Origin of the sequence: Stenotrophomonas sp. HMWF003, from assembly GCF_003061285.1 — a bacterium.
In the GTDB taxonomy this organism is placed as follows: domain Bacteria; phylum Pseudomonadota; class Gammaproteobacteria; order Xanthomonadales; family Xanthomonadaceae; genus Stenotrophomonas; species Stenotrophomonas maltophilia_AP.
This window is the reverse complement of sequence record NZ_QAIW01000181.1, coordinates 13,614-23,766: the sequence shown is the minus strand read 5'-3', so window position 1 is coordinate 23,766 and position 10,153 is coordinate 13,614. Positions and strand designations below refer to the sequence as shown.

Below are 10,153 nucleotides of genomic sequence, written 5' to 3'. Positions count from 1 at the left end.
GGTTCTACGACGACGCGCGCAAGGCCGCGCGGCTGCTGGACATCACCCTCACCCAGCGCGGCAGCTCCGGCGGCGCGCCGATCCCGATGGCCGGCGTGCCGGTGCATGCCTATGAAGGCTACCTGGCACGGCTGGTGGCGCTGGGCGAATCGGTCGCGATCTGCGAGCAGATCGGCGACCCGGCCCTGGCCAAGGGCCTGGTGGAACGCAAGGTGGTGCGCATCGTCACCCCTGGCACGGTCACCGACGAAGCGCTGCTGGACGAGCGCCGCGACACTCTGCTGATGGCGCTGTCGCGCGGCAAGCATGGCTATGGCCTGGCCTGGGCGGACCTGGCCGGTGGCCGCTTCCTGGTCAACGAGGTCGATTCGGAAGACGCGCTGGAAGCCGAGCTGGCCCGGCTGGAGCCGGCCGAGCTGCTGGTCCCCGATGAAGAAAACTGGCCGGAGTTCCTCAAGCACCGCAACGGCATCCGCCGCCGTGCGCCGTGGCTGTTCGACGCCGACAGCGGCCGCCGCCAGTTGCTGGCCTTCTTCAAGCTGCACGACCTGACCGGCTTCGGCATCGACGACAAGCCGCGCGCCACCGCCGCGGCCGGCGCGCTGCTGGGCTATGTCGAAGAGACCCAGAAGCAGCGCCTGCCCCACCTCACCGCGATCGCCACCGAGACGGCCAGCGAGGCCATCGCGATGAACGCGGCCACGCGCCGCCACCTGGAACTGGACACGCGGGTGGACGGGGATACCCGCAACACCCTGCTCGGCGTGCTCGACACCACGGTGACGCCCATGGGCGGGCGCCTGCTGCGGCGTTGGCTGCACCGCCCGCTGCGGCTGCGCGATGTGCTGGTGCACCGCCACGATGCGGTGGCGACGCTGATCGACCGCGGTGCCGAGGGCGACATCCGCGATGCCTTCCGTGCGCTTGGCGACCTGGAACGCATCCTCACCCGCGTGGCGCTGCGTTCGGCGCGCCCGCGCGATTTTTCCACCCTGCGCGACGGCCTGGGGCTGCTGCCCGAGGTACGCGCGGTACTGGCGCCGCTGGATTCGCCGCGTCTGGTCGCGCTGCATGCGGCGCTGGGTGAGCACGACGAATGCGCGCACCTGCTGGCCAGTGCGATCGCGCCGACGCCTCCGATGAAACTGAGCGATGGCGGCGTGATCGCCGAAGGCTTCGATGCCGAGCTGGACGAACTGCGCCGCCTGTCCACCCATGCCGACCAGTTCCTGATCGACCTGGAGCAGCGCGAGCGCATCAGCAGCGGCATCGCCACGCTGAAGGTCGGCTACAACCGCGTGCACGGCTACTACATTGAAATCAGCAAGGGACAGAGCGACAAGGCGCCGGTGCATTACACCCGCCGCCAGACCCTGACCAATGCCGAGCGGTACATCACCGAGGAGCTGAAGTCGTTCGAAGACAAGGTGCTGTCCGCGCGCGAGCGTTCGCTGTCGCGCGAGAAGGTGTTGTACGAGCAGTTGCTGGACACGCTGGGCGGCCAGCTGGAACCGCTCAAGCAATGCGCCGGTGCCTTGAGCGAGCTGGACGTGCTGGCCGGTTTCGCCGAGCGCGCCCAGGCGCTGGACTGGGCGCGCCCGGAACTGGAAACCGCGCCGTGCCTGCGCATCGAACGTGGCCGCCACCCGGTGGTGGAAGCCGTGCGCGAGCAGCCGTTCGAGCCCAACGACCTGGACCTGCACCCGGACCGCCGCATGCTGGTGATCACCGGCCCGAACATGGGCGGTAAATCCACCTACATGCGCCAGAACGCACTGATCGTGCTGCTGGCCCACATCGGCAGCTTCGTGCCGGCCAGCCGCGCGGTGATCGGCCCGATCGACCGCATCCTGACCCGCATCGGTGCCGGCGACGACCTTGCGCGCGGGCAGTCGACCTTCATGGTCGAAATGGCCGAAACCAGCTACATCCTGCACCACGCCAGCGCCCACTCGCTGGTGCTGATGGATGAGATCGGGCGCGGCACGTCGACCTACGACGGCCTGGCCCTGGCCGATGCCGTAGCCCGCCACCTCGCCTACCAGAACCGCTGCTACACGCTGTTTGCCACCCACTACTTCGAGCTGACCGCGCTGGCCGACGAGCAGCACGAAGGCGGCCCCAGCGGTATCGCCAACGTGCACCTGGATGCGGTGGAGCACGGCGACGCGCTGGTGTTCATGCATGCCGTAAAGGATGGCCCGGCCAACCGCAGCTTCGGCCTGCAGGTGGCCGCACTGGCCGGCCTGCCGAAATCGACGGTCGCCCAGGCCCGCCGTCGCCTGGCCGAACTGGAGCAGCGGGGCGGAGAAACCCATGTCGCCACGGTCACCCCGCAGGCGCTGGATGCACCGCAGCAGTTCGGCCTGTTCAACGCCCCCAACACCGCCGCCCAGGACGCCTTGGCCGCCATCGACCCCGACGAGCTCACCCCCAAGCAGGCGCTGGAAGCGCTGTACCGGTTGAAGGCGCTGATCTGACCGGCGCCCGGCACGACCAGCGGTCGTGCCCTACCGGTTGATGTTCGGCATCCCCACCCCGGTGGCACCCGACCGTTGGTCGGGTGGCCCCACACCCGGGTAGTGCCGGCCGCTGGCCGGCTCCACGCATACCCACCGCGGCCCGCCCATTGGTCGGGTGGTCCCTTCGCATTGCCGTAGTAAATCCGGCGGTATGCTCGGGCGGTCATCCACCTGCCTGGAGTCCGTCGTGAACAACGCATCGCTTGCCGCCTCCCTCTTCCAACAACTGCAGCAGGGCCAAGGCCTGCAGCAGGTGTCCCAGCAACTGGGCATCGAACCTGCCCAGGCCAGCAGCGCCGTGGGCGCGGCCCTGCCGCTGCTGCTCGGCGCGATGGGCCGCAACGCCCAGCAACCGGAAGGTGCCGATGCGCTGCTTGGCGCGTTGCAGCGCGATCACGCGCCGGCCGCCGGGGGCGGCTTCGACCTGGGCGGTCTGCTGGGCAGCGTGCTCGGCGGCGGCGGTGGCAACGCCACCAACGGCGCCGGCATCCTCGGCCATGTGTTTGGCGGCAACAGCGACCGTGCCGCCCAAGGCCTGAGCCAGGCCACCGGCCTGGACAGCAGCAAAACCAGCCAACTGCTGGCCATCCTCGCCCCGATCGTCATGTCCTACCTGGCACAGCGCTTCGCCAACGGCGGCAACGCCGGCCAGCTCAGCCAGGCACTCGGCCAGGAAGCGCAAGCGGCCAGCAGCGGCGGCCTGCTCACCTCGGTGCTGGACCAGGACGGCGATGGCCAGCTGGGCATCGGCGACCTGCTCAAGCTGGGCGGTGGGTTGCTCGGCAAGCGCTGATCTCGGGGCGTGCCTTGGGGTGTGCCGCTGGTAGGGGTGCGGGAGCCGGCCAGCGGCCGGCACTACCGGCGCCTTGCGATAGAACTTATCTATTGCTTTGGTTGATTCGTTCGAATTTACCGAATGCCTGAACGTGCTTAACGTAGAGGCATTCCCGCAGGAGATCGTCGGATGCATCGATTGACCCCATCGCGCACGCGCGTCCAATCGCTGCCCATCGACCGTGCCGGATGCTCTTCGCCCTGAGCGATGCGCTCTTTCCGATCGCCCTGCCCAACCGCGGCAGGTGCCCACATTCGCAAGTACACAGGTAGCGACCCATGAAAAGCGAAGCCAAGTGCCCGTTCAACCACGCCCTCGTCGGCGATGCCACCACCAACCGCGACTGGTGGCCCAAGCAGCTGCGCGTGGACCTGCTCAACCAGCATTCCAACCGCTCCACCCCGCTCGATGACGGCTTCGACTACGCCACCGCGTTCAAGGGGCTGGACTACGCCGCACTCAAGGCCGACCTCACCGCACTGATGACCGACTCGCAGGAGTGGTGGCCTGCCGACTTCGGTCATTACGGCGGCCTGTTCGTGCGCATGGCCTGGCACAGCGCCGGCACCTACCGCATCGGCGACGGGCGTGGCGGCGGTGGCCGTGGCCAGCAGCGCTTCGCCCCGCTCAACAGCTGGCCGGACAACGTCAGCCTGGACAAGGCGCGCCGCCTGCTGTGGCCGATCAAGCAGAAATACGGCCAGGCCATTTCCTGGGCCGACCTGCTGATCCTCACCGGCAACGTCGCGCTGGAGTCGATGGGCTTCAAGACGCTGGGCTTCGCCGGCGGCCGGCCCGATACCTGGGAGCCGGACCAGGACGTGTACTGGGGCCGCGAAACCACCTGGCTCGGCGGCGACGTGCGCTATGCGCATGGCTCGGAGGGCGTGCAGGAAGACCACGGCGTGCTGGTGTCCGATGACGATGCCGATGGCGACGTCCACTCGCGCGACCTGGAGAATCCGCTGGCGGCCGTGCAGATGGGCCTGATCTACGTGAACCCGGAAGGCCCGGACGGCAACCCGGACCCGCTCAAGGCCGCCTTCGACATCCGCGACACGTTCGGCCGCATGGCCATGGACGACGAGGAAACCGTTGCCCTGATTGCCGGTGGCCACAGCTTCGGCAAGACCCACGGCGCCGGCCCGGCCGACAACGTCGGTGCCGAGCCGGAAGCGGCCGGCCTGGAAAGCCAGGGCCTGGGCTGGTCGAACGCGTTCGGCAGCGGCAAGGGCGGCGACACCATCACCAGCGGCCTGGAAGTCACCTGGACGCGCACCCCGGCGCAATGGAGCCACGACTTCTTCGAGATCCTGTTCGGCCACGAGTGGGAACTGACCAAGAGCCCGGCCGGTGCCCATCAGTGGGTGGCCAAGGACAGCGAGGCGATCATTCCCGACGCGCACGATCCGTCGAAGAAGCATCGCCCCACCATGCTCACCACCGACCTGTCGCTGCGCGTGGACCCGGCCTACGAAAAGATCTCGCGCCGCTTCCTGGCCGAGCCGCAGGCCTTCGCCGATGCCTTCGCACGCGCCTGGTTCAAGCTGACCCACCGCGACATGGGCCCGCGCACGCGCTACCTGGGCCCGGAGATCCCGGCCGAGGAGTTCATCTGGCAGGATCCGGTACCCGAAGCGACCCGGCCGTTGGTCGACGCCCAGGACATCGCCGGCCTGAAGCAGCAGATCGCCAACGCCGGTTTGAGCGTGGCCGAGCTGGTGTCCACCGCGTGGGCGTCGGCATCGACCTTCCGCTGCTCGGACAAGCGTGGCGGTGCCAACGGGGCGCGCATCCGCCTGGCCCCACAGAAGGACTGGGCGGTGAACCAGCCGCAGCAGCTGGCCAAGGTGCTGGCCGCGCTGGAGAAGATCCAGGCGGACTTCAACGGTAGCGGCAGCAAGCAGGTGTCGCTGGCCGACCTGATCGTGCTGGCCGGTGGCGTGGGTGTTGAACAGGCCGCCAAGGCCGGTGGCCACGACATCAGCGTGCCGTTCACGCCCGGCCGCACCGATGCCAGCCAGGAACAGACCGACGTGGACTCGTTCGCGGTGCTGGAGCCGTATGCCGACGGCTTCCGCAATTACCTCAAGGGCCGTTACAGCGTGCCCGCCGAGGTGCTGCTGATCGACAAGGCGCAGCTGCTCACGCTGACCGCGCCGGAGATGACCGCGCTGGTCGGCGGGCTGCGCGCGCTGGGGGCCAACGTCGACGGCAATGCGCAGGGCGTGCTGACCGATCGCCCGGGCACGTTGAGCAACGACTTCTTCGTGAACCTGCTGGACATGCGCACGCAATGGAAGGCCGCTGGCACTGGTTACGAAAGCAGCGGCGCCAAGCGTTGGACCGGCAGCCGGGCCGATCTGGTGTTCGGCTCCAACTCGGTGTTGCGCGCGCTGGCCGAGGTGTACGCCAGTGCCGACGGCGAGAAGAAGCTGGTCCGGGATTTCGTCGCCGCCTGGACGCGGGTGATGGAACTGGATCGCTACGACCTGCACGCCTGAGCCATCCAGGGGACCGACCTGCGGGTCGGTCCCTTGCGGCGTCCGTCGACATGCAATTCGACGGGAGGCGGTCGCACGCGCGGGTCAATGACCGGCGGCGCGCAGGCGTTTGAGGATCGGGGCGAACTGCGGGCTGTCAGTGCGCTTGAGCGTCGGCACCTTGCCCGCCTCCACATCCTGCCAGTAGGTCCAGGGCAGTGCGGCATCGCCCAGTTCGTAGTCCATACCATCCCACGCATCCTCGCGGAACGCGTAGAAGGCCCAATGCACCTTGTGCGCCTCCAGCACGCGCAGGACGTCCTCCAGGTAGGCCGGGCAATCCGCCCAACGGCGCATGCAGCCGAACTCGCCGACCACCATCTGGCTGCGCGCCACGCCATGCTGGTCGGCCCACGCAATGGGTTGCTGCAGGTAGCTGGCCACACGCTCTGCATCCCACTGTTCCTTGCCAGACCCGAACGGCACCACCGCCGGATAGCGATACGGCGGGCTCCGCGTCTGGTTGGGCGCACTGGTGGCCGCGTACGGTTCATACATGTGCACGCTGTACAGCAGATGGGGATCTTTGAGCGGCTCAGGCCAGTACGCCAACGCGTCGGCCGCGGCATACCAGCCCGGGTCCAGCATCAGCGGCATGTCGGCGTCGACCTCGCGCACGGCTGCGATCAGGCCGGTGTAGAAGCGCGGCAGATCGCGCGGCCCATCCTTCACCGTGGCATACCAGGCACGCATCGCGGCCGGGTCGGCGTGTTCGCGCAGCGTGGTGCCGTACTCCGGCGCGGGCTCGTTGATCAGGTTGTAGGCCACCAGCGCCGGGTGCCCGTGCAGCGCGCGCGCGAGGTCGCGCCAGAACGCCTGCGCCGGCAGGTGGTTGTCGAACGACTGCCAGAGCCGCTGGTCGACCACGCCGTCATTTTTCTGCTTCCAGCGCAGCAGCGGCAGCGACAGCGGCACCAGCACCACTTTCATGCCGGCAGCATCGGCATCGTCCAGCACCCGCCGCAGGGTGGCCACGTCGGCCGGCACCAGCCCCTGGTAGCGATCTGCGTTGCCCATCAGGAAATCGCGGCCGCCCGCCGACCGCCACTTGTCCGGGGTCAACCGTACCCAGGTGGCACCGGTGGCGCGCAGCGCATCGAAGTACGCGCGGTCCGGGGGTTGTTCGTTGAAGCTGTTGCCACCGCGTTGCGGCTGGCTCCAGAAAGCATCGGCGGCGGCCTGCGCACCGAAGGCGAACAGGCACAAAGTCAGAAAACACAGGCGGATCAACAGCGGGCGCATGGGCGCGACTCCTTGAACGAAGCAGCAGCCTGACGCATGCCTCTGGAGCGCACCGTGACTGCGCGCGTGTTTCCACCATCCATAGCAACAATGCACGGAAACCCGGCATCCGCTAGAGCGAATCGATATCCCCGAGCGCACGGATCAACCGGCGCGCGCGCTTGTCCGGCCGATGCTCCGGCGGCAGGTAGCCATTGCGCGCGGCCTGGCGTTGGGCATGCGCCTCGGCCCGCCGCGCACGCGACGCCTCGCTTTCCTCATACAACTGCTGCGCCACCGGCGCCGGCCCGCGCAGCTCGCTCAGGCCACGCACCTGCACCTCGTAGATATCGTCGCCCCGGCTGATCTGCAGCTGCTCGCCCACGCGCACCGCGCGCGAGGATTTGGGGCGCTGCCCGGCCACGTCCACCTTGCCCGTCTCCACGGCCTGCTTGGCCAGGCTGCGGGTCTTGAAGAAGCGTGCGGCCCACAGCCACACATCCAGCCGCACGGCGGCCAACGGCGTTGCTTCGATCATGCGGGTTGTTCAGCTCCCCGGCTCTGCCGGTCGTCGGTTCAGGGATTGCGGCGCCGCCGGATTGCCGCGGCAGCCAGTGCCACCGATCAGCACGGGCACGCCCGCATCAAGATCCCGGCGCTCGCTGCCGACCTGGCATTCCGGTCGGTCCATGGGCCGCACCTGCGCATCGCCGAGGCGGTCCATACCCGAAGAACATGCGGGCAGCACCGCGGCAATCAAGAGCGGCACCAGCACGGGCATGAACCGGTCAGCCAGTGCGGCGCGCCGGCACCTGCTGCGGTTGAGCGTCTGCATCGCGATACCTCCCTGACGGGCTTGATGCTAGTGTGCCTCTCCCCGAGCCCGATCTCCATCGCACATGGCCAAGGCGCCGCTTGACCTGACCACCGGCCCCATCGGGCGCAACCTGTTCCTGTTCGCGCTGCCGATCCTGGCCGGCAACATCGCCCAGTCGCTGAACGGGTCGGTGAATGCGATCTGGGTGGGGCGCTTCCTCGGCGAGGCGGCGCTGACCGCCACGGCCAACGCCAACAACATCATGTTCTTCCTGATCGGCTCGGTGTTCGGCATCGGCATGGCCGCCACCATCCTGATCGGCCAGGCCATGGGCGCGCGCGACATTCCCCAGGCACGCCGGGTGATGGGCACCAGTGCCACCTTCTTCATCGGCCTGTCGGTGGTGATCGCCATCGCCGGCTGGTGGCTGTCGCACCCGCTGCTGGCCGCGATGGGCACGCCGGCCGAGTCGCTGCCACTGGCCGAGGCCTACCTGCGCATCATTTTCCTGGCGATGCCCACGCTGTATGCGTTCGCCTTCCTGAGCTCGGCGTTGCGCGGTGTCGGCGATTCGCGCACGCCGTTCCGCTTCCTGCTGCTGTCGGTGGTGCTGGACATCGGCTTCAACCCGCTGCTGATCTTCGGCATCGGTCCGTTCCCGCAGTTGGGCATCGCCGGCGCGGCGTGGGCCACGCTGATCGCGCAGACCCTGTCGTTGATCGGCCTGCTCTGGTACATGCGCAACAAGCGGCACGTGCTGTGGCTGGGACGCAAGGACATGGCGATGTTCCGCATCGACACCACCATCCTGCGTGCGCTGGTGGTCAAGGGCGTGCCGATGGGCCTGCAGATGGTGCTGATCTCGCTGTCGATGATCCTGATGATGAGCATGGTCAACGGCTACGGCACCGACACTGCCGCCGCCTATGGCGCGTCGCTGCAGCTGTGGACGTACGTGCAGATGCCGGCGATGGCCATCGGCGCGGCCTGTTCGTCGATGGCCGCGCAGAACGTCGGCGCCGGCAACTGGGACCGCGTGCGCGGCACCGCGCGCAGTGGCGTGCTGTACAACTTCCTGCTGACCGGCGTGCTGATCCTGCCGCTGATCCTGCTGGACCGCTACACGCTGGCGCTGTTCCTGCCCGACGCCAGCCAGTCGCTGGAGGTGGCCCGCCACCTCAACCACATCGCGGTGTGGTCGTTCCTGTTCTTCGGCGTGAACTTCGTCATTTCCGGCGTGGTGCGCTCCACCGGCGCGGTGATTCCGCCGCTGCTGATCCTGGCCGTTTCGCTGTGGGGCATCCGCGTGCCGTTCGCCGAACTGCTGCAGGACAGCTGGGGCGCCGACGCGGTGTGGTGGAGTTTCCCGGTCAGCTCGTTCTGCGCGATGCTGCTGTCGCTGGCGTATTACCGCTGGGGTGGCTGGCGCAAGGCGCACATGCTGCCGACCCATCGCGAAGAGATGGCGGCCCCGGCCGAGGTGCCGGCCATGCCGCCGTCACCGGTGGCCGACCTCAACCCGGACGCGCCGCCCACGGCCGCCCCGCAACCGGTGCCACACCGCACCGGTTAAGCGGCGCCCCCTTCCGGCAGGCTGCGCCACGCCGGCAGCCGGTAGCGCTGCTGCTGGGCGCGCATGATCAGCCCCATGATCACGCCGAACAATGCGCCGGCCAAGCAGGCGCTAGCCGCGATCCCCCACGTCTTCAGGGGTACCAGCAGCCCGAACAGCGGCAGCATCAACACGCCCCAGGTCACGCCGAAGAACACGCCCATCAGCAGCGCGTTGGCGGTGAAACCGGCCAGCAGCGGCGGCGACACCGCAATGCCCAACCGCCACAGCAGCCGGTGCAACGGCGGCGCGCGCAGCGTCTGCGGAACACCGGCGTCGTGCATGAGCTGCAGCGCGGTGCGGACCTTGGCGGGGTAATGGGGCATCGTCGTCCTGACCTGAGCGTGGGGGGATTACCGTAATCGGTGCGTGGCCGCCAGGGCAACTCCAGCGGACACCTGCGGATCATGCCCCCGCTGTTGGCATGCGCCACAAACGAAAACGGCCACCCGAAGGTGGCCGTTCGTTGCGCGACAACCGGGGTTGTCGGCGCGGTATTACTGGGCAGCCTTGGCAGCAGCCAGGCGGGCCTGCTTGGCCTGCGCAGCGGCAGCCAGATCTTCCTTGATGCGGGCAGCCTTGCCTTCCAGGCCACGCAGGTAG

The 10,153-nt window shown here is 68.5% G+C and carries 8 protein-coding genes and 1 pseudogene; 4 read left to right on the top strand and 5 right to left on the bottom strand.

Annotated elements, in window-relative coordinates; all coding sequences use genetic code 11:
* The 3 genes from mutS to katG all read left to right on the top strand — a co-directional run.
* Positions 1-2,480: DNA mismatch repair protein MutS (gene mutS / locus DBR34_RS07395; protein ID WP_128096309.1), on the top strand; the 2,480-nt coding region annotated here is incomplete at its 5' end.
* A gap of 193 nt (positions 2,481-2,673) precedes the next feature.
* Complete coding sequence (locus DBR34_RS07390; RefSeq protein WP_128096308.1) at positions 2,674-3,315, top strand: DUF937 domain-containing protein; 642 nt, start codon at positions 2,674-2,676, stop codon at positions 3,313-3,315.
* Positions 3,316-3,635: 320 nt separating this feature from the next.
* Positions 3,636-5,861, top strand: coding sequence for a catalase/peroxidase HPI (gene katG / locus DBR34_RS07385; protein ID WP_128096307.1), 2,226 nt, complete (start codon positions 3,636-3,638; stop codon positions 5,859-5,861).
* Positions 5,862-5,945: 84 nt separating this feature from the next.
* Here katG and DBR34_RS07380 read toward each other — a convergent pair whose 3' ends face one another.
* The 3 genes from DBR34_RS07380 to DBR34_RS07370 all read right to left on the bottom strand — a co-directional run bounded on the left by DBR34_RS07380 (position 5,946) and on the right by DBR34_RS07370 (position 7,956).
* Complete coding sequence (locus tag DBR34_RS07380) at positions 5,946-7,142, bottom strand: cellulase family glycosylhydrolase (RefSeq protein ID WP_128096306.1); 1,197 nt, start codon at positions 7,140-7,142, stop codon at positions 5,946-5,948.
* A gap of 112 nt (positions 7,143-7,254) precedes the next feature.
* A complete protein-coding gene (locus tag DBR34_RS07375) occupies positions 7,255-7,659 on the bottom strand; it encodes an RNA-binding S4 domain-containing protein (RefSeq protein WP_128096305.1) in 405 nt (134 codons plus the stop codon).
* Between the two features lie 9 nt (positions 7,660-7,668).
* Positions 7,669-7,956, bottom strand: a complete 288-nt coding sequence (locus DBR34_RS07370; RefSeq protein ID WP_258223728.1) for a hypothetical protein — start codon at positions 7,954-7,956, stop codon at positions 7,669-7,671.
* A gap of 64 nt (positions 7,957-8,020) precedes the next feature.
* On the opposite strand from DBR34_RS07370, the gene DBR34_RS07365 reads away from it, so the two are divergent.
* Complete coding sequence (locus DBR34_RS07365) at positions 8,021-9,511, top strand: MATE family efflux transporter (RefSeq protein WP_128096304.1); 1,491 nt, start codon at positions 8,021-8,023, stop codon at positions 9,509-9,511.
* Here DBR34_RS07365 and DBR34_RS07360 read toward each other — a convergent pair.
* Together DBR34_RS07360 and DBR34_RS22330 are read right to left on the bottom strand one after the other, a co-directional pair.
* A complete protein-coding gene (locus tag DBR34_RS07360) occupies positions 9,508-9,876 on the bottom strand; it encodes a DUF6404 family protein (protein WP_128096303.1) in 369 nt (122 codons plus the stop codon). The genes DBR34_RS07365 and DBR34_RS07360 overlap by 4 nt on opposite strands.
* A gap of 171 nt (positions 9,877-10,047) precedes the next feature.
* Positions 10,048-10,153, bottom strand: a pseudogene (locus DBR34_RS22330) (50S ribosomal protein L19); the annotation flags it as partial.

Bases quoted from the DNA above. Each gene is read 5' to 3' on its own strand.
- DBR34_RS07360 (WP_128096303.1), bottom strand. From the start codon at position 9,876: ATGCCCCATTACCCCGCCAAGGTCCGCACCGCGCTGCAGCTCATGCAC.
- DBR34_RS07380 (WP_128096306.1), bottom strand. From the start codon at position 7,142: ATGCGCCCGCTGTTGATCCGCCTGTGTTTTCTGACTTTGTGCCTGTTC.
- DBR34_RS07375 (WP_128096305.1), bottom strand. From the start codon at position 7,659: ATGATCGAAGCAACGCCGTTGGCCGCCGTGCGGCTGGATGTGTGGCTG.
- DBR34_RS07370 (WP_258223728.1), bottom strand. From the start codon at position 7,956: ATGCAGACGCTCAACCGCAGCAGGTGCCGGCGCGCCGCACTGGCTGAC.
- katG (WP_128096307.1), top strand. From the start codon at position 3,636: ATGAAAAGCGAAGCCAAGTGCCCGTTCAACCACGCCCTCGTCGGCGAT.
- DBR34_RS07390 (WP_128096308.1), top strand. From the start codon at position 2,674: ATGCTCGGGCGGTCATCCACCTGCCTGGAGTCCGTCGTGAACAACGCA.
- DBR34_RS07365 (WP_128096304.1), top strand. From the start codon at position 8,021: ATGGCCAAGGCGCCGCTTGACCTGACCACCGGCCCCATCGGGCGCAAC.